The organism is Streptomyces halobius, from assembly GCF_023277745.1.
GTDB lineage: Bacteria > Actinomycetota > Actinomycetes > Streptomycetales > Streptomycetaceae > Streptomyces > Streptomyces halobius.
Map to the genome: position 1 here is coordinate 2,070,728 of NZ_CP086322.1, position 17,361 is coordinate 2,088,088.

General features: G+C 67.5%; 16 protein-coding genes and 6 pseudogenes. 13 read left to right on the forward strand and 9 right to left on the reverse strand.

The window, feature by feature from the left end; genetic code table 11:
- Nucleotides 1-130 precede the first annotated feature (130 nt).
- The 5 genes and pseudogenes from K9S39_RS09805 to K9S39_RS09825 all read left to right on the forward strand — a co-directional run.
- Nucleotides 131-1,393: a purine-cytosine permease family protein gene (locus K9S39_RS09805; protein ID WP_248862969.1), complete on the forward strand. Its 1,263-nt coding sequence runs from the start codon at nucleotides 131-133 to the stop codon at nucleotides 1,391-1,393.
- Nucleotides 1,394-1,406: 13 nt separating this feature from the next.
- Entirely contained in the window at nucleotides 1,407-1,751 is a 345-nt protein-coding gene (locus K9S39_RS09810) for a rhodanese-like domain-containing protein (RefSeq protein WP_248862971.1), read from the forward strand.
- 141 nt (nucleotides 1,752-1,892) lie between these two features.
- The gene (locus K9S39_RS09815) at nucleotides 1,893-2,339 is read left to right on the forward strand and encodes a thioredoxin family protein (RefSeq protein ID WP_248862973.1); all 447 of its coding nucleotides are present in this window, start codon (nucleotides 1,893-1,895) and stop codon (nucleotides 2,337-2,339) included.
- A gap of 126 nt (nucleotides 2,340-2,465) precedes the next feature.
- Nucleotides 2,466-3,758, forward strand: coding sequence for a S8 family peptidase (locus K9S39_RS09820; RefSeq protein WP_248862975.1), 1,293 nt, complete (start codon nucleotides 2,466-2,468; stop codon nucleotides 3,756-3,758).
- 5 nt (nucleotides 3,759-3,763) lie between these two features.
- Nucleotides 3,764-4,462 (forward strand): annotated as a pseudogene (locus K9S39_RS09825) (NAD(P)/FAD-dependent oxidoreductase); the annotation flags it as partial.
- Nucleotides 4,463-4,483: 21 nt separating this feature from the next.
- Here K9S39_RS09825 and K9S39_RS09830 read toward each other — a convergent pair.
- From K9S39_RS09830 to K9S39_RS09855, 6 genes and pseudogenes are all read right to left on the reverse strand, one after another.
- Entirely contained in the window at nucleotides 4,484-4,627 is a 144-nt protein-coding gene (locus tag K9S39_RS09830; protein WP_248862976.1) for an SMP-30/gluconolactonase/LRE family protein, read from the reverse strand.
- 54 nt (nucleotides 4,628-4,681) lie between these two features.
- Nucleotides 4,682-5,117, reverse strand: a pseudogene (locus K9S39_RS09835) (transposase); the annotation flags it as partial.
- Nucleotides 5,118-5,152: 35 nt separating this feature from the next.
- On the reverse strand, nucleotides 5,153-5,494 hold the full coding sequence (locus K9S39_RS09840; RefSeq protein WP_248862978.1) for a hypothetical protein: 342 nt from the start codon (nucleotides 5,492-5,494) through the stop codon (nucleotides 5,153-5,155).
- Between the two features lie 132 nt (nucleotides 5,495-5,626).
- Entirely contained in the window at nucleotides 5,627-6,238 is a 612-nt protein-coding gene (locus K9S39_RS09845) for a hypothetical protein (protein ID WP_248862980.1), read from the reverse strand.
- Nucleotides 6,239-6,393: 155 nt separating this feature from the next.
- The gene (locus tag K9S39_RS09850; protein WP_248862981.1) at nucleotides 6,394-8,436 is read right to left on the reverse strand and encodes an RICIN domain-containing protein; all 2,043 of its coding nucleotides are present in this window, start codon (nucleotides 8,434-8,436) and stop codon (nucleotides 6,394-6,396) included.
- A 304-nt stretch (nucleotides 8,437-8,740) separates the two neighbouring features.
- On the reverse strand, nucleotides 8,741-9,676 hold the full coding sequence (locus tag K9S39_RS09855) for a hypothetical protein (protein WP_248862982.1): 936 nt from the start codon (nucleotides 9,674-9,676) through the stop codon (nucleotides 8,741-8,743).
- 590 nt (nucleotides 9,677-10,266) lie between these two features.
- Between K9S39_RS09855 and K9S39_RS09860 the strand changes: the two are divergent.
- Nucleotides 10,267-10,641: pseudogene (locus K9S39_RS09860) on the forward strand (transposase); the annotation flags it as partial.
- 413 nt (nucleotides 10,642-11,054) lie between these two features.
- On the opposite strand, the pseudogene K9S39_RS09865 reads toward K9S39_RS09860, so the two are convergent.
- Nucleotides 11,055-11,476: pseudogene (locus tag K9S39_RS09865) on the reverse strand (DUF3626 domain-containing protein); the annotation flags it as partial.
- Between K9S39_RS09865 and K9S39_RS09870 the strand changes: the two are divergent.
- From K9S39_RS09870 to K9S39_RS09885, 4 genes and pseudogenes are all read left to right on the forward strand, one after another.
- A complete protein-coding gene (locus tag K9S39_RS09870) occupies nucleotides 11,375-11,644 on the forward strand; it encodes a hypothetical protein (RefSeq protein ID WP_248869232.1) in 270 nt (89 codons plus the stop codon). The pseudogene K9S39_RS09865 and the gene K9S39_RS09870 overlap by 102 nt on opposite strands.
- Nucleotides 11,645-11,676: 32 nt before the next feature.
- Nucleotides 11,677-11,919, forward strand: a complete 243-nt coding sequence (locus K9S39_RS09875) for a hypothetical protein (RefSeq protein WP_248862984.1) — start codon at nucleotides 11,677-11,679, stop codon at nucleotides 11,917-11,919.
- 207 nt (nucleotides 11,920-12,126) lie between these two features.
- Nucleotides 12,127-12,710 (forward strand): annotated as a pseudogene (locus tag K9S39_RS09880) (N-acetylmuramoyl-L-alanine amidase); the annotation flags it as partial.
- 359 nt (nucleotides 12,711-13,069) lie between these two features.
- Complete coding sequence (locus tag K9S39_RS09885; protein ID WP_248862986.1) at nucleotides 13,070-13,285, forward strand: holin; 216 nt, start codon at nucleotides 13,070-13,072, stop codon at nucleotides 13,283-13,285.
- Between the two features lie 383 nt (nucleotides 13,286-13,668).
- Here the strand turns inward: K9S39_RS09885 and K9S39_RS09890 are convergent, their stop codons facing one another.
- Nucleotides 13,669-14,049, reverse strand: a complete 381-nt coding sequence (locus tag K9S39_RS09890) for a hypothetical protein (RefSeq protein ID WP_248862988.1) — start codon at nucleotides 14,047-14,049, stop codon at nucleotides 13,669-13,671.
- 288 nt (nucleotides 14,050-14,337) lie between these two features.
- Between K9S39_RS09890 and K9S39_RS09895 the strand changes: the two genes are divergently transcribed.
- Nucleotides 14,338-14,835, forward strand: a complete 498-nt coding sequence (locus K9S39_RS09895; RefSeq protein WP_248862989.1) for a hypothetical protein — start codon at nucleotides 14,338-14,340, stop codon at nucleotides 14,833-14,835.
- A gap of 107 nt (nucleotides 14,836-14,942) precedes the next feature.
- Here K9S39_RS09895 and K9S39_RS09900 read toward each other — a convergent pair whose 3' ends face one another.
- The gene (locus tag K9S39_RS09900) at nucleotides 14,943-15,848 is read right to left on the reverse strand and encodes a hypothetical protein (RefSeq protein ID WP_248862991.1); all 906 of its coding nucleotides are present in this window, start codon (nucleotides 15,846-15,848) and stop codon (nucleotides 14,943-14,945) included.
- 238 nt (nucleotides 15,849-16,086) lie between these two features.
- Here K9S39_RS09900 and K9S39_RS09905 point away from each other — a divergent pair, with 238 nt between their 5' ends.
- The gene (locus K9S39_RS09905) at nucleotides 16,087-16,767 is read left to right on the forward strand and encodes a group II intron maturase-specific domain-containing protein (RefSeq protein ID WP_248862992.1); all 681 of its coding nucleotides are present in this window, start codon (nucleotides 16,087-16,089) and stop codon (nucleotides 16,765-16,767) included.
- Nucleotides 16,768-16,840: 73 nt separating this feature from the next.
- A pseudogene (locus tag K9S39_RS09910) lies at nucleotides 16,841-17,170 on the forward strand (transposase); the annotation flags it as partial.
- Nucleotides 17,171-17,361: the final 191 nt, after the last annotated feature.

A 17,361-nucleotide genomic window follows, 5' to 3' on the forward strand; every position in this document is an offset into this window, starting at 1 on the left:
GCTGCCGCAGCGCAGCCCGGTAATCCACCCAGCCATCCGGATGAGCGGCTCGACGACTACTCGCTGACCCGGGTGCCGGAGGAATCCCGGCATTCCTGGTTTTCCGTCGCCTGTCCAGCGATTCGGGCAGGTGTCGTCGTTCCAGCAGTTCATGGTCGGGGCCGTGCTCGGTTTCGGTATGGATTTCAGCGACGCGGTCCTGGCGATCACCATCGGATCGGTGTTGCTGGAGGCCATCACGATTCTGCTCGGCATCGCCGGTGTCCGGGAGGGGTTGTCCACCTCGGTGCTGGCCCGCTGGTCCGGGTTCGGGCGCAAGGGCTCGGCCCTGGTGGGCCCGCTGATCGCGCTCAGCCTGGCCGGCTGGTTCGGCGTACAGAACGGGGTCTTCGCTCAGGGCATGCACGATCTCGCGGGCTGGGCACCGGAATGGATCTGGGCGCTGGTCGGCGGGAGCGTCATCACCGCGATCACGGTGCGGGGTTTCCGGATGATGGCCTGGACCGCCTATCTCACCGTGCCGGCCTTCCTCCTGCTCACCGCCTCTTCGATGGGGGACGCCCTAGCGGACCGTTCACTGGCCGACCTGATCAGCTCCGCTCCCCCGGGGCCGGCGATGTCGCTGGCCGAGGGCACCACCCTGGTAGCCGGCGCGTTCATCCTCGGCGCGATCATGACGCCCGACATGACGCGGTTCAATCGCCGTCCCTCCGACGTCGTCAAACAGACCGTCATCGGCGTGACGCTCGGGGAGTATCTGATCGGGCTCACCGCGGTGCTGCTCTCGCACGCCGCCCGCACCTCGGACATCGTCGGGATCATCACCTCCTCCTCGGGATTCCTCGGGACCCTGATTCTGGCGACGGCCATCCTCAAGATCAACGACTGGAACCTCTACTCGTCCTCACTGGGCCTGGTGAACTCCATCGACGTGCTCCTCGGCCGACGGGTGGGCAGACGACCGGTCACCCTGCTGATCGGCGTCATCGGAACCACCCTGTCCGCCATGGGAATCGTGGACAACTTCTCCGATTTCCTGGAGACCATCGGCATTCTGGCCCCGCCGGTGGCCGGGATCATCATCGCCGAGTACTTCGTGGTGCGGCAGTTCCGCGCCGCACTCGACCGGGCCCGGCACAGCGGTGTGATGCCCGGTGAGAGCGCTGACTGGATGCCGCTGTCGCTGGTGTGCTGGGCGGCCGGTGCCGCGGTCGGAAAGTACCTGGACTACGGGATTTCGGCCATCAACGCGGTGCTCGTCGCATTCCTGCTCTACGCGGCCATCGGCCGGATCGCCCCCACACGTGCCGCGCCCCGGTCCGGCCGGGCATCGCGCCGAGCCAGGCGCCAAACCCCAACCCCCGAAGCCGACTTGACGAAATCCGGAGGCTGACGTGCTACCGCTGGTGAAGAGGGAAGAGCTCAAAGCCGAAATCGAGGCCGGGTCGGTGACCGTGGTCGACACCATGCCGGTGGACTACTACGAGCGCGAGCATCTGCCGCACGCGGTGAACATTCCGGGATTCCCGTACGAGGACGCATTCCGTTTCACCGATGAACTCGCCCCCACCGTGCTTCCCGATCGCTCCGCCCCCATCGTCGTGTACTGCGCCAATGTGCCCTGCCGCAACAGCGAACTCGTCGGCACCCGGCTCGTGGAACTCGGATACACCCATGTCCGCAAGTACCTCGAAGGCATCGAGGACTGGGTGAGCGGCGGCCTGCCGACAGAGAAATCCCCTGCCGGCTGACCGACCGGCTCATCCGGCCGACCGGCCGCCAAGCCCGGCGACCGGCGGCCCGATCCGTACAGCGCCATCCGCAGCACCGCGCGTGCCGCGCCTGCGGCACAACCCACACACCCGCATATTCCGAAACGAGAGGACACCTCCATGCTCCGCAGGTTCACCGTCACAACCGCCGCCGTCGCCGTGCTGGCCGGTGTCGCCGTCGCACCGGCGATGGCCGCGCCGACGCCCACCCTCACCGCCGCGCCGTCCACCGCCGCCGAGATCCCCAACGAGGTCGATGTGGCCTCGGCCAACTTCGACCAGGTCATGGAGTGGTCGAAGACCAAGCCGGTGGTCCTGGACTTCACCGCCTCCTGGTGCGGCGCGTGCCAGGCGCAGAAGCCGTATCTGGAGAAATACAACAAGGAAGACAACGGCAAGTGGGTCTGGGCCCGGGTCGACGTCGACACCAATCAGGAACTCTCGGACCGCTACCACATCGAGTACATCCCGACCCTGATCGACATCAAGAAGGGGGAGGAAGCGGGCAGCCGCCAGGTCGGCTTCGACGCCCCCGAGTCGCTGCGTGCCTGGCTGAACAAGCTGTAGCCGCCGCCTGCCGGCGGGCACGCCCTTTCTCCCCATCCCCCACGCCTCGGGGCAGGGCAGGACGGCCTGCCCCGCCCCGAGGTCACCGGTCACCACCGGCCCGATGCGAAAGGCACCCCCCACACCATGAAGAAGACCCCGTTCCGTGCGACTTCGCGCCGTGCGCACACTGTCGCGGTGGTCGCGGCCGCCACGGCCGCGCTGGCCGCTCCCCTTCTGTTCGCCGGCCCGTCCGCGACGGCGGCCGAGCCCCACTCCGTCGGCACCGTGCACATCGTCCAGATACGAGGCGTTGCCGCCTCCGCCGACGAAGTGACCAAAGTGGCCACGGAGATGACCGCCCAGAACGGCGGCGAGCTGCGCCGGATCTACTACTCGGCCTCACAAAGCTTCTCCGCGACCCTGACCGACGACCAGGTGGCGAAGTACCTCAACGACAGCCGGGTGGACTCGGTGACGAAGGACCACACCTACCAGGTCGCCGGGGAGCCGGGCGCCGCCCCCAGCGGCTTCGGCGGCTTCGGCGGCTTCGTTCGTTCCGACGACGGGCCCTCGGCACCCGGCTGGGGACTGGACCGTATCGACCAGCGGGAGCTGCCGCTGGACGGCGGCTACTCCGCGCCCAACACCGCCTCCGATGCGCGCGTCTACATCGTGGACACCGGACTCCGCACCACTCACGAGGAGTTCGGCGGGCGTGCCCACACCGCGTACGACGCCATCGCCCAGACCCGCGGCGAGGACGGCGACTGCCATGGGCACGGCACCGCCTCCGCCGCGATCGCGGCCGGAGAACGGTCGGGTGCCGCCAAGGAGGCCGGGATCGAGTCGGTGCGGGCGTTCGGCTGCGACGGCACCGGTTCGATGGAGCACATCATGACCGCGGTGGACTGGATCACCGCCCATGCCGAACGGCCCGCGGTGGTCAGCCTCGGCTTCTCCGGCGAACCCGGCACGGTGGTAGACCGCCAGCTGTACAACATGACGCGCCTGGGCATCCCCTACACCGCGGCGGCCGGTGGCGGCTCCGGCGGCTCCGGCAGCGACGCCTGCATGCAGAGCCCCGGCAGGCAGACCACCGGGATCACGGTCGCCGCCACCGACCAGCGGGACAGCCGCCCCGCCTGGTCCAACTACGGGGCCTGTGTGCACCTGTTCGCGCCGGGCGAGAACATCCCCACCGCCGGGGCCGCGAGCGACGACGCGTACCGCAGCCTGTCCGGGACCTCCGCCGCGACCGCCGAGGCCACCGGTGCCGTGGCGATGTATCTGTCCGACCACCCGGACGCCACCCCGGTCGACATCGACAAGGCGCTGATAGAGGCGTCCACCAAGGATCACGTGCAGGATCCGGGCACCGGGTCCAAGAACCGTCTGCTGTACGTCGGCGACGGGTCCGCCGCCGGAGACCCCCGGTGAGCGCCATGGCCGTTGGCGACGGCGGTGAAGTCCGGGACGTCGTCGTCATCGGCTCCGGCCCAGCCGGATACACCGCGGCCCTCTACGCCGCCCGCGCGGGCCTGTGCCCCCTGGTCTTCTGCGGCAGCCTCTTCATCGGCGGCTCGCTGGCCACGACCACCGAGGTGGAGAACTATCCCGGCTTCCCGGCGGGCGTCCAGGTCCCGGATCTGATGGGCGCGATGCGGGCCCAGGCCGTCCGCTGCGGCGCCCAGATGGTCGACGACGACATCGTCGAGGTCGACCTGATGGGTATGACCAAGCACCTCACCGACGCCCACGGCCACACCCACCGGGCGCGGGCCGTGATCGTGGCCACCGGATCCGGCTATCGCAAACTGGGCCTGCCGCGCGAGGACGAGCTGTCCGGACGCGGGGTGTCCTGGTGCGCCACCTGCGACGGGTTCTTCTTCAAAGGGCAGCATCTGGCCGTGGTCGGCGGCGGGGACACCGCACTGGAGGAGGCCACCTTCCTCACCCGCTACGCCGAGTCGGTCACTCTCATCCACCGCCGCGACACCCTGCGCGCCTCCAAGGTCATGCAGACCCGCGCCTTCGCCGATCCGAAGATCTTCTACGCCTTCGACAGCGAGGTGACCGAGCTGAGGGGCCAGGAGCGACTGAACGGGGTGGGGATCCGCAACACCCTCTCCGGCAGGACGCGGTAGTCGGCAGCCTGCCACCCTTCACTCTCTAGTCAGCACGTACCACCAGCGCGAACCCCTCGCCCGCGAACTCCTGGCCCAGACCACCCGGCCGCGCTCCGCGTCCCAGATCGGCCCCTCCCCCAGCTCGACGTCCTCCCGGACCGCGATCTCGAACGGGCTCACACCGCGCGCCGGTGCTCCAGCCGTGCGGAGAGGTCAGCGGCCCCCTGGACGGCAACCTCCTCCAGCACCGTGCGGCGATAGGAACTGCTCCAGGGCGGGCGCGAAGTCGCCGGAGGACAGACCGTGCAGATAGAGCAGCGGCAGCACCTCGCTGATCTTCGGGGACTTGCCGCACCACGGCGGCAGGATCGCTGAGGAGAACCGCTTGCGCTCGCCCGTCGCCTCATCGACACGCTTGTCGTTCACCCGCGGCGCCTGCACCTCCACCACCCCGGCCGCCGTGGTCACCTTGCGCGGCTGGTGATAGCCGTTGCGCACCACCAGACGGCGCCCGGTCTCGTCCCGACGATCCGCCAACTCTGCTATATACGCGTTGACTTCGGCCTCAGGCGCGGCGGCCAGCATCCGCCTCGCGCCCTCGCGGACGATCTCATCGATCAGGGAGGAGCCGTCGGCGGTGGGTGCCGTCGGAGTTCACTACGCTGAGCACGGGCGTGCCTTCCCGACCCGCGCGGCAACGCGGGCCTACTCGATACCAGTCGATCGATCACTCGGGAAGGTACGCCCTCCCGAGCCGATCCACAGGATCTGAGCATTGCTCTGGCTGAAGCCGCGCTCGAAGTGGTAGTCCGTGGAGTCGGGGGCATCCGCACCCAGCGCTGGTGCTGGGTGATGGCGAGCCATGCCTTGCCGTACGACGCCTGCCACACCCAGTCCGCGCCGGGCGCGACTTGGGCCGCGTCCGTCGGCCGGGGACTCGATGGCAGGGGCATCCGGGAAGTCCACGAAGATCATGCCGACCTTGATAGTCCCGGCCGGGCGCTGGAAGCCCGGCCGGGCGCTGGAAGACGGAGAAGTCGGTGTCATGGCCCTCATCCGTCCATCCGGCGAGACTCGGCAGCGCGCAGTCAGCGGCACTGTCCGCCGCCTTGGGGCTATCTGCTGCCTTGGGACCGTCCCCGCGGAGCGCCGGTCGTGTCCGCGGCGCGGCTCCGCTGATCAGCGCCCTGCGCGACGGCGCCGCGCGATCAGGAACGCTGCCCCGCCGCCCAGCGCGACAGCGGCGGCCGCCCCCGCCCAGAGGGGGGCGGACGACGACGTGGCGGCCTTGTGTCCATCGGCGGACTGGGCCGACGCCTCGGCGGCCGGCCGGTCCTTCTGCCGGTCCTTTGGCGGGTCGGCGGGCGGGCTGGTTCGGTTGTCGGTGGGCTTGTCGCCGGCGGCGGGCACGTTCACGGTGGCCTCGCCATGGCCGAGGTCGGGGAAGCCGCAGTCCACGGTCACCTTCCAGCGGCCGGGTGGCAGCGCCTTTTCGGTGGTGTAGGTGGCTTTCTCCCCGGGGACGGGGACGAGCTTGAGGGGGCCGAGGGAGCGGCCGTTCACATCGACGGCGGAGAGTGTGCCCGCGATGGATTCGGTCACCGGGTCCTTGTCGTTCTCCCAGGTTGCGACGGTGCGCACGCGGCCGTCGGCAGGCTGTGTGGTGACGATGTCGATGTCGATGGTGTCGCCGTGTGCGGAGGCCGGCGGGGCCGGGGCGACGGCAAGCAGTGCGGCGAGCGCGGCGACCGGGGTGAGGCGGGAGGAACGGGAGGAACGTGGGTGTCGCACAGGTGCTCCTGGCGCTGGAGGGCGATGAGGGGGGGGGAGGTGTGATGAAGGCGAAGGGCCGATGGATGAGCCGGCGACTGCTAGGGGGCGAGCAGCCGCCGGCTCGGTCACTGGGCCGTCAGGCCGTCAAGGGTCGAGTGACCACCGGGCGCCGCTCAGGAGGAGCGCTGCAGGGTCCACTTCTGGTAGCCCTCGTTGTTCTGCCGCTGTAGTTCGAGCAGCCAGCCGCCGTAGTACCAGCGCTTGCTGACGCCCAGGACGAGTTTCGAGCCTTGCGGCTGGAGCACATACGAGCCGTCTCCGCCGTTGCGCAGCCGCCACTTCTGGGACGCGGCATCGCTGCACGGTTGCTGGGCGACGTACTGGCCCGCGGTGGCGGAGTTGAACTGCAGGCACTTGCCGGAGACCGCCGAGGTGACGGTCACGGCGCTGTCGCCGGCCTGCTTGAAGGTCCACTGCTGGTTGGCGTAGCCGGTGCGCTGGTAGGCGATGGCGACCGTGCCGTTGTTTTTGGAACCGCCCCAGATGTCGGCGGCGTGCCCGGTGAGGGCGTTGACCATCACGTACTTCGTCCCCGGCCGGGTGGGCTTGTCACCGTCGGACGCGGTGAGGGTGCGGAAGGTGCTGACCGGGCCCGGCTGCGAGGTCTTGCCGCCGGCGTACCGCGCGGCGATGGTGATCCGGTAGGAGGTGTCGGGCGTCAGCCGGACGACGCGGGTCGCGATGTCGCCCACGTCGGCGAGTTTGCTGCCGTTGAGGAAGACGGTGTAGCCCGTGGCGGAGGGCACCTTGGTCCAACTGGCCACGGCGGAGTTCGCGGTGATCTGGGTGACCTTGGCGGCGGGGCCGGTGCCCGGGTTGGGCGTGGAGGTCGGGGACGGCGTCGGGGTGGGCTTGCCGGTCGGGTTCGGGTCGGGCTTGGTGCCGTCACCGCCGTCGGATATCAGGAAGCGGTTGTTGGCGACGTTCCAGTGGGAGGCCAGGTAGCTGCCGGGCTTGGGGGCGGTGTTGTAGTAGTCGTCGTGGTGGCAGTCGAGCCGCTCGTCACCGGTGCGCTCGGGGCACAGGATCTGCATCTTGGGGTAGTTCGGGTAGTCCGAGTAGCACATGATGTCCCACTCGTCCACGCAGTGTGCGCCGCCGCTGGCGTGCGGGGCGTTGTTGTTGACGGCGCCGAGGTTGTGGCCCAGTTCGTGGGCCGGGGTCGAGCCGCCCCAGCAGCCGGCGTCCGTACGTCCATAGGAAGGGCCGAAGTTGCTGAGGTTTTTCGGCCCGGGGCGCTCGTCGCCGTTGAAGGAGCCGATGCCGCAGTAGACGTTGGAGTCCACGAACATCATGTACTTGCGGTCGCGGCGGTTGAAGCCCTTGGCGGCCAGCGCGGTGTTGGTCGCGCCGAACTCGCTCAGGGCGGCGGCCGAGACCTCGACATTCAGGACGTTGGCGGTGCAGTCGGAGTCGGTGACGAACCGTATGTGGCGGCGGCCGCCGGTCTCCTTGGCGCTCTCGTCGTAGATGACGTCGGCCTCGGCCGCCCACTTCTTGAACGAGGCCGCGTACTTGGCGAACCGGTCGTTGCCGGGCGCGTGCACGTAGAGCACCTGGACACGGTTGCCCGAGGAGCCGTCGCCCTCACAGACCACCTTGGAACCGGCATCGGCCGCGGCACCGGTGGCCGAGCCGGAGGCGGCCGAGGCGGGCCGCTGCGCCTTGCCGGTACGTGCGTCGAGCGCGGGCATACCGCCGGGCAGTACGTCGGAGGCGTCCGGGGCGCTGCTCGTGCTGCCCTTGAGCGCAGGGGCCGGGGCGGTCCGCCGTACCGCGGGCGCGGCGTCCTTGGTGATGTCGACGCCCTTCGGCGGGGCGTCAGGGCCGTGCGTGCACAGCTTCGCCTTGGTCTTGGACACGACGTAGACACCGACGCAAGGGTCACCCTCGGGAGCCGGCTTGAGCCCCTGGTAGACCATGCCGCGCCGCTCGTTGCTCTTGGGTACGTCGCTGAGCGGCTCCGGCGGGGTCTCGTGGAGCGGTTCCACGCCGGGCGTGGCCCTGCCCGCGGCGCTCGGCCGGTCGCCGGGGCTGGCCGATCCGATGGTGACCACGCCAACAGCGAGACCGACGGCGGCCGCGGTCGCCGCGGTCACCACCGCCACACGGCGCTTGGCTCTGCCGCGCCGGTGTGTCGAGCGTCTTATGTTCATAAGGGGATTCCCGTCTGTACTCGTGGGGGATGAGAGCGGAGAGGTGGCTGAGGGGCGCCAGGGCGAAGGCCCGGTGCAGTGGGGACTGAGGAAAGCGCGGCGCGGCGGCCGGTGGCCCTGTCGGCGTGCGGCGATGCCCTCGCCCCGTAGGTCCGCCACGGGTACCGGCGGCGGTGATATCCGCTCGCCGGCGAGCCGGGGGCGGGGGCGGGGTGTGATCAGACGCCGCCGCTGGATGGCCCGCGCCTTGCGTTGCCTCCGCAGGAAACGGGGCCACCTCAGGTGGTTCAGGGGGTGTGCGCCGCTACCCCTGGCGCTTGACGAACGTCATCGGAACCGAGTTGCCGGGCGCCTGGATCAGGACACGTGCCGGGATGAGGACCAGCTTCTGCTTCCGCTCGCCGCTGGCGTTGGTGAAATCGAGCTTGTAGACGTTGTATCCGGTGTACCAACCGCCGTTGGCGCGCCCCTCGACCCACCCGGACACGCCGTCCGGCACGTCGTAGGTGTTGTTCTGCTCGGTCATGGTCGTCCACTTGTTGTTGGTGGTGGTCGACTCGCTGTAGGTGAAGTTGGCCTCCGGGCTGGGCTCGCCCGGAAGACCAACGGACACGCTGACCTTTCCGCCGACGGACCAGCCACTGGTCTGGCTGGTGTCCTGGCCGACCGTGGCCCGGGTCTTGTAGGAGAACTGCGCCTTGCCCATCACTGCTGCTGAGGTCTGCATGACGGGATACGCCTTGTCGAGGACGCCGACGAATCCGCAGGGCTGCGACTCGCCGCCCGGGTCGTGGCTGGGCTGGCCGCACATCGACTTGGCGTCCCAGTTGCCCAGCCACGGCTCCTTGTCGTCGCGGCTGCTGTAGCGGATGTCGGGACCCTCGGTGGGGATGGTCGGCGGCAGGTTGAACCGGCTGCCCAGCTTGGCGGGGATGTCGTTGAGCGCCTGGTCATGCGGGTAGACCTTCTCGACGTCGTCGAGCTTGACCTCCTGCGAGTCCTGACCGCTGGCCGGGTAGCCCTTGACGGCCTCCTTCTGGTTCAGGTGCACCCTCCGGCTGACGAAGTCGAAGACTTCCTGTTCGGTCTTGAAGTAGGTGTTGCCGTCGTCGGCCATGGCCGGCGACGCCGCGCCGACCAGCAGCGGCACGGCTATGAGGGCGGACGCCGCAAGGACGGCCGTGCATTTCCCCGTTCGGCGCGGTGCCTTGTGTACAGGGGAGGTGACGGGAGTGGTCATGTCCGTCTTCGCTTTCTTTCGGCAGGAGTTGAGGGGTACCGCACGCGCAACGTGAAACGCGCGGGAACTCAGCCGCAGGCACGTGGGGGGTGGCTAAGGCAGGATGCGACACCGCACCCGTCTGCGTTCCCCCGGATGTTCGCCGGCGCTTTGGAACGCCTCAGCGATGGGTGTGAGGGCGCGGGAGAAAACTAGGAAGCTACTGTTGCGTTCATCCGTCAACTTTGTAACAGAAGCCCCACGGTCATCACTTGTCACAGTTGCACCAGTAGTCCCATGCCGGCCTGTGTGACGTGCGGCAAACGTAAGGTGACGAAAGGTCAGGAATGCAGGAACGCAGTGTGGTGTTTCGGCAACAGTCGGGTACCCACTGGCTGACTCCAACAGACCGACATGCGCACGACTGCGCCGGGCACCGCACTGCTCTCAGCTTGGCGTTTAACCTCGCCGGGTCACCTGACCTGCTGATCTTGGCTTCTTCGTGAGACAGCAGGGCGGCCGTTCTTCACGCTTCGAGGTGTCGAGCAACGTCGCGTGAAGGAACGGCCGCTGTGAAGAGTCTGGCTTGTGCAGGTCCCGCTGACGCCGCGCTGAGCGTGCTGTCCCACTTTCGTGTCGAGTTCCACGACTGCCTCTACTCCCGTGCGGATGCGCTCTTCGACCTCACCGACGCGGTGCTGTGCGCGGACAGTCCGGTGACGTCGCTGGCCGAGCTGACGCTTGCGGCCGAGCACCGGCGCGGGCACGGAGTGATGTACGACGCCGTCAATCACGGCTGGCTGGAGCCGCGCCGCCTGCGCAGGCTGCTCGCCTCCACGCCGCTGCCCCGTGCGGCCGACGGTCGGATCGTGCTTGCGGTGATGTGAGCAACTGGCTGCGTCCTGACGCCCGACCAGCCCGGAGTTGCTGTTCTGCCACGTCTACGGGCGGGCCGCAGCGCGGATCAGTTCATCCCCGGCTGGCCCCCCGTATGGGCCAACGGTCCCGATCACTCCCGTGGCGCGACCTGAGCGGCCTCGATGACCGTGAACCGCCGCGGCTTGTCACCGGTCTGATGTGCCAGACCGAGCGTCACCAGCGTGTCCAGGGCGTTGCTGATTGCGCCCGAAGACGCCTCCAACCGGCGTGACAACCCGGTCGGCCCCCACTCCTCACCCGGCCGCTCGCGCAGAAACTCCAGTATGCGGTCACGTAGTTGGCCCGGGGCCCGCAGCGGGCGCTCCCCGCTCGGGACCACCGCCACCGCTCGGAACTTCGCACCGTCCTCGTCCATGCCGTCACGCACAGCCTGCCCTTCGGCGGCCAGCTTCTCGAGGGTCTTCCTGACGGCCTCGTCGGTCACTTTCACCTCATCCGTGTCCCCGGATGACCCACATACGTCCCGATGGTCGGCCAGGGCGAGCTCGATAAGCCCCATGCGCTCTGCGGTACCGAAGTCTGAGGGCTCCAGGCAGCTGTCCGGATAGCAGAACGTCGTCCGCTCCAGCGTCCGGGCGGTGAGCCGGAAGTGGGAGCAACCGAAGCGCGGCGCCGCGCCGACCGGATTGTGGCCGAAGTTCAGTGCCCCATAGACGGCCGCTCGCTGGCAGCGGCGTTGTCGTAGGCGCCGTTGAAGATCCGGCTCTCCCACCGCCACCGGTTCCCGCCGGGGTAGGCAGTCAGGCCGCCGTTGCTCGGGCCACCTCTACGCGTGATCCATTGGGATCGGCCAGCGCCACCGGCGACTACACCGAGCTGCGCGACAGTACGTCCGGGACCCGCCTCACTTCGTCGCCGAACGACACGACGGCGACCGAGCACAGAGCGCCGACCCCGGGCGGGCAGTTCTACGCCAAGAGTCACGGCATCTACGTGAATCCGGACACTCCGCTCGCGCTCCGCGTCGCGCACAACGACTGCGCGCCGCGCAACGTCGTCCTCGCGGAGTTCAATCTCTGCATCCACCCGGCCGCCGGACCGGCCCTTTAGCCCGCCATGTCCCCTTCCGCGGAGGTAGTCCCATGCCCGACCAACGGCCCTCGGTCGGCCGGATCGTCCACTACGTCAGCCACGGCACCCCCGTGAGGAGCGACGGCTCCCAGGCGTTCGCGTCGGCATGCCGCGCCGCCATCGTCACGGAAGTCGCCGCCGACGACCCCGGCCGCGTCGGGCTCGCCGTCCTCAACCCCACGGGGCAGTTCTCCCCCCGGTTATGTTTCTTCGCGGTCCTGCAATGGGGCCGCTGGCCTCCGGGCCCGGCATGACTGTGTCCCCTGTCGAAGGCATGACCTGGGGGGTGGTGTCACCGGGCCCGAGGGGGGCCGTTGGAGACGCTGATGAGAGGTCCGGCTACCGCCAGGCCTGCGCAATGCCCGGCCGTTCGCGGGCGGCAGGTCTGCATAACGTGGATGCGCGCGTACGGCACCACCGCCCTGGCCAGCACCGCACGAGCCCTGGCCGGAGGCCGAGTGATGTCGGACTCGATGACCGCCGCACGCTTCCTCCAGGCCCTCCACGACAAGGACGTGGACGTCGTCGAGGTCGGCAACTGGCGTACGCACAACCGCAACAGCAAAGGCGCGTGAGGCGGCGTGCACGGTGTGATAACCCATCACGCCGTGACCAAGGGCACCACAGACACGGTGCGGATCGTGCGGGACGGGTACAGCACCCTCCCGGGCCCGCTCGCACACGGAGTGATTGCCAAGGACGGGCGGGTCCCCCTCGTCGCGTACGGCCGGGCGAATCACGCCGGGCTTGGCGACCCGACGTCCCTCTCTGAGGTCATCGCGGAGCGCGCTCTGCCCGCCGACAACGAGCCGACGACGGACGGCAACCGGGCGTTCTACGGGTTCGAGTGCGAGAACCTCGGCGACGGGAACGACCCGTGGCCCAGCGCCCAGTTGGACTCGATCGAGCGCGTGAGCGCGGCTATCTGCCGCGTCCACAACTGGAGCGCCCGCTCCGTCATTGGACACCTGGAGTGGCAGCCCGGAAGATCGACCGCAAGGGCTTCACCATGCCGGGCATGAGGGACCGGACCTCGTCCCGCCTCGGCCAGAGCAAGCCCCGCGCGCTCCCGAGCCCGTCCTGGCCGAAGGTCTTCCTGTCACGGCTCATCGCTGCGGCGAACGCAGTACTCCGCCGGCGAAGGGCTAGCCCGTCACCTACAGCGGCGTCAAGACGTACGAGGCTGCTCTTGTCGACGAGGGCCTGCTGGCCAAGACGTACCTCGACGGCCACTTCGCTACGAGCGAGTGGCAGGAGCGGTGCGGCCTCCGGGGCCGAAAACCGGGCCAGCCCGCGGACGGCATCCCCGGGTGGGACTCCCCCACCTGCCTCGGCAAGAAACACGGTTTCGACGTAATCGACTGAAAGGACTCTGATCATGGCAAACAAGCCCGTTGAACGGAAGTGACCGCGTCGTCCGCTGCCGCCTACCTCGCATTGTCCGGCCTCCTCGGCGTCCTCGCCGCGGTACAGGACAACGCCAGGCTGCTGGAGTGGATGCCGGACACCCTGAGCCCGTTCGTCCTCGCGATCGTCCCGACGCTCGTCACCTTCGCAGCTGGTTGGAAGCCGAAGCACACCCGCGCACTTCGGACGGCATCGAACCGACCGGAGGGGTGAGCGTGGAGGCGACCGGCATCCCGGCTCTCGACGCGGCGCTGGTCTGGGGCGGTGCGATTACCGTCCTGGCCAGGCATCCGGGGTGTCTGTGTGGGGGCAAGGGCGTCCCCTCCGTACGCGGTCGCCCGGCTTCAGGCGGTCGCCCCAGCTTCGCTTGGATCTCCACGCCTGCGCCCGCCTGTACCGGGGCCAGTTCGACCACATCCACCGGGCCGCCGCACGCCAGGGGGACGGACATCTCCAAATCCGCCCCGGGCGGGGTTGCCGGGGAGGCAGGCGGGGATCCGTCCAGTGAACACAAAGTTGCGCGGACATGAGCGCTACGACGCGAGGTATCTACGACAGTGCCGGCCGACGAGTCAGGAAGATACTCGGAGGCTCACTCACTCGGCGCTCCAGTGGTAGTCGCCGGGGGACTCGCTAACGATCTGGTTTGGTCTGGTCGGCACACCATGGATGCCGTCCACATAGATGACCTCAACACCGTCGCCGAGCTCCTCCTGGAGCTCGGCGGCAAGATTCGAGCCGTCCTCCGTGAACGCTTCACGCTCACTCGGGTCATCACTCTCGAACGCGGCGGAGGAAAATCGGTAGTTCCACGCTTCCAGCTGCTGAGCCAGCTCGTCGCTCAGCCCCAACTCATCGTAATCGATGGAGTCATTTATACGACCAGGGGTCCTGTCCCACAGAGGGGTAGCGACGTACTCCGCTTTCAACAGGACATGAGTGTAAAGGTGCTTCCCTCGGTCGCCAGGGTTACTCATGCTTCCTCCCACCTTTACATTGACCGTGCGTCTGCATAGGGTACTTGGCGCTCTGCTCCGTTGACCAGGGGCCCGGCCTCCAACGGGCTGGCGGAACGGAAAGACCGATTGAGGGGGATTTTTTTCATGATATCTCGTGGGGCTCGCCGACTCCTTGTCGGCTCCTTGGCAAGCTGTCTCCTTTTCACACCAGAAGTAGCAGCCGCCGACCCCTCGCAACCCCACAGCAGTACGCAGCAGGACGTTGAGTACTACTCCGGGAAAGACGAGAAGGGGCAGACTTGGACAGTGTCGACCGAGCCTCTTGACCGGGAACAGCTCAAGAAGGCCGACGACACCGCCCACGCCAGAGCGCAACTGAAGGGTCGCCCGCTCCCTCCCGCCAATTGGCACGCCTGCGCGTGGAATGCCAAAGAGACCAAGCTGGTCCACAGCTACCTGCGCATCCGCGTCCGCTACGGCAACCGCATCAAAGGTACTCATGCGTCACTTGAGTGCGGAAACGCGAAGTTCGGCTACAAGCACATACTAAACGGACACCAAGATGACTGGTCTCAGGAGTCCTGGTACATCGGGCAGAACTGGCGTGATCTTGCCGGGTTTTCCATCAAGCACATTCTCAGCGATCCCGACAAAGTCGTCAGTCGCAAAGACAAGTCCTGGTGCTGGTCGAGGGCGATTTTTCTCTACAAATGGAGTGGCGCCGCTCTCGAAGCTGGAAACGCTGGTCCCGCCATCGAGACGGTCACCATCAATTACGAGGACGTCGACGTCGAATTCCCATAAGTCGCAGGCTCCAGCCGCTGAGAGGCCCCCACTTGTGGTGAAGGACCTCTCGGCGTTTGGCTAGGTAAGTGGGCTTTGGCGTGCGCCTCGCGATGTGGTGCTACGCGTTACGCCGACCATTCCACCGCGGCCTTGACAATTCCCTTGGTCGGCTTGGACTCATCAAAGGTGTTGTCTGCCTTCTTGGTGTCCAGCTCCGGGTACCTGAAGATCTTCCCGCCGTAGAGGTGAAGCGTGTCGATGTAGTCGGCGCGGAACTTCTCTGACTGGCCCTCACGGAAGCCCGTGAACTGGCTCGCGTAGGTGGCGAATGCCTTGTGTCCGGCCACGATGTCCACGCCCTTGGGCATGGCGGTGGTGGAGGCTACGGTGAACCCGCCCAGACGCGCCACGACGCCGTTAGCGGTCACACCTCCCTCGCCATAGGCGGCGGCATTGGCCACGGCCGGATGCTCCACGAGGTAGCGCTTCACTCGGGGCGAGACGACCACATATCGGCCCGAGGGAACGTCGTTCTCGTCCAGGGCCAGCATCATGTCCAGGATGGTGCCGTACATGGCGGCAGGGATGTTCCCAGCGGTCGCCTTAATCTTCGGCAACTCCGTGGCACCCTTGGTGATCACGTTGCCCATGAACGTGTCGGTCTCCCGGGCCAGAGCCCGGATCATCTGCTGGTTGATCGGGGAGTTCATGCCCCCGGCCGCCTGGTACTGTTCCACGGTCTCGATGAGGACCTGAAGGTACTTGGCCTCAGTGATCGGGAGCTTCTGATCCACGGTCTCCGGCCGCTGCGCGGTCATGCCGTCGGCAATGGTGTAGTCGCCAACAGTGGGGCGCATGAGCGAGTTGATGTGGACGACATCGCCCATTTTCTGAATGGTGCCCTCGTAGTCGTTGTTCGCAACGAACGGGGCCGCCCACACCAGCAGCGGGTCAAACTGTGTCAGCAGCTCGGCATCCCACAGCTCCGGAACGAACGTGTGGGTGGCGGGGTTCTGGTAGGCAAAAGTCATAGGGGTACTCCTGGTTAGCGGTTACGGATGTCGAGAGAAACGCGGGGGACGGACCGGAGCGGTGCCGGGTAATAGCCCATACCCTTGAGCTGGGGGAACTCAGGCTCAGCAGGCTTCAGCGGCTCAAGAGCCTTCGCAATGACCTCGGCTGACGGAGCGCCGTCCTCATTCAGGAGCTTGGAAGCGTCCAGGTAGTCGGTGAAGCCGTCGCTCAGCTTGATGCCTGCCTGGGACCGAAATGTTGGCCCTGCGAGGGGCAAACGCCGGTGCAATACTCAAGAAGATCAACCCGATCGTGCGGGGTTGGTCGGCCTACTACCGGACGGTGGTGTCCAGCGAGATCTTCACGGCGCTGGACAATCACATGTGGAAGCTCGCTTACAAGTGGGCCAAACACAGCCACCCGAACAAGCCGAAGCACTGGATATCCGACAAGTACTTCGGCCGGTTCAACAGGACCAGGAAGGACCGATGGGTGTTCGGCGACCGCGACAGCGGCGCTTACCTCCTCAAGTTCTCCTGGACGAAGATAGTCCGGCACCAGCTGGTCAAGGGAAAGGCGTCCCCGGACGATCCCACCCTGGAATCCTATTGGGCTCAGCGGCGCCGCAAGGGCACCCCTCTACCAGTCGACGCCATGACCGTACGCCTACTACAGGCACAGCACGGCCGTTGCCCGATCTGCGGAAGGCTCCTGCTGCACGCCGACCACTCGCCACAAAGCCCACGAGAATGGGAAGCGTGGCGGGTCGTCATCCGGAAGGCGATCTCCAAGCAATACATCGCGTTTCCAGACGAGAGCACGCCGGACGGTCAACGAATCCGTCTCCTCCACACTCATTGTCAACGGCGGAATGGAGCCGCCGCAATGACAAGTCCAGCACCTTCTCCTGTCAGCCAGCCTTTGGGGCTTGCTTGAGCCGTGTGCGGCGAATAGCTGCTTGCACGGTTCTGAGGGGGCGGGGACGCAGTAATGCGTCCCCGCTACCCGACTCATCATCGGCACCGACCGGTCCGCGATCGGCACGCTCGTGGAGCGCACGACCAGGTTCACGATGCTGCTGCACCTGCCACGGATGGAGGGCCACGGGATCGAGCCGCGGACGAAGAACGGGCCAGCCCTGGGCGGATACGGCGCGGAAGCCATGAGGGACGCGCTCGCGGCCAGGATCACCACCCTTCCTGAGCAGTTGCGCCGCTCGCTGACCTGGGACCGCGGCAAGGAGCTGGCCCAGCACGCTCAGCTGACGATCGAGACCGGGCTGCCAGTCTACTTCGCCGACCCGCGCAGCCCGTGGCAGCGCGGTACCAACGAGAACACCTATTGGTGCAGCCTTGGCGGGCCGGGCTTCTTCGACGGGAGGAGTTCGGCGAGACCGCTGGGTGACTCGGAGAACACGTGCCGGAAGGCTTTCCGTTGAGATGTCCACGGCGGTCTGCAGGGCGAGAGCCCTGACCGGGAGTGACTTGATAGAAGCCTGCTGAGCCGTCAACTCGCAATAGGTCTGTCCCC

Excerpts from the sequence above, each read along its gene's own strand:
- K9S39_RS09820 (WP_248862975.1), top strand. The coding sequence starts at position 2,466 with ATGAAGAAGACCCCGTTCCGTGCGACTTCGCGCCGTGCGCACACTGTC.
- K9S39_RS09855 (WP_248862982.1), bottom strand. The coding sequence starts at position 9,676 with ATGACCACTCCCGTCACCTCCCCTGTACACAAGGCACCGCGCCGAACG.
- K9S39_RS09840 (WP_248862978.1), bottom strand. The coding sequence starts at position 5,494 with ATGACACCGACTTCTCCGTCTTCCAGCGCCCGGCCGGGCTTCCAGCGC.
- K9S39_RS09815 (WP_248862973.1), top strand. The coding sequence starts at position 1,893 with ATGCTCCGCAGGTTCACCGTCACAACCGCCGCCGTCGCCGTGCTGGCC.
- K9S39_RS09875 (WP_248862984.1), top strand. The coding sequence starts at position 11,677 with ATGCCCGACCAACGGCCCTCGGTCGGCCGGATCGTCCACTACGTCAGC.
- K9S39_RS09900 (WP_248862991.1), bottom strand. The coding sequence starts at position 15,848 with ATGACTTTTGCCTACCAGAACCCCGCCACCCACACGTTCGTTCCGGAG.
- K9S39_RS09890 (WP_248862988.1), bottom strand. The coding sequence starts at position 14,049 with ATGAGTAACCCTGGCGACCGAGGGAAGCACCTTTACACTCATGTCCTG.
- K9S39_RS09905 (WP_248862992.1), top strand. The coding sequence starts at position 16,087 with ATGTTGGCCCTGCGAGGGGCAAACGCCGGTGCAATACTCAAGAAGATC.
- K9S39_RS09850 (WP_248862981.1), bottom strand. The coding sequence starts at position 8,436 with ATGAACATAAGACGCTCGACACACCGGCGCGGCAGAGCCAAGCGCCGT.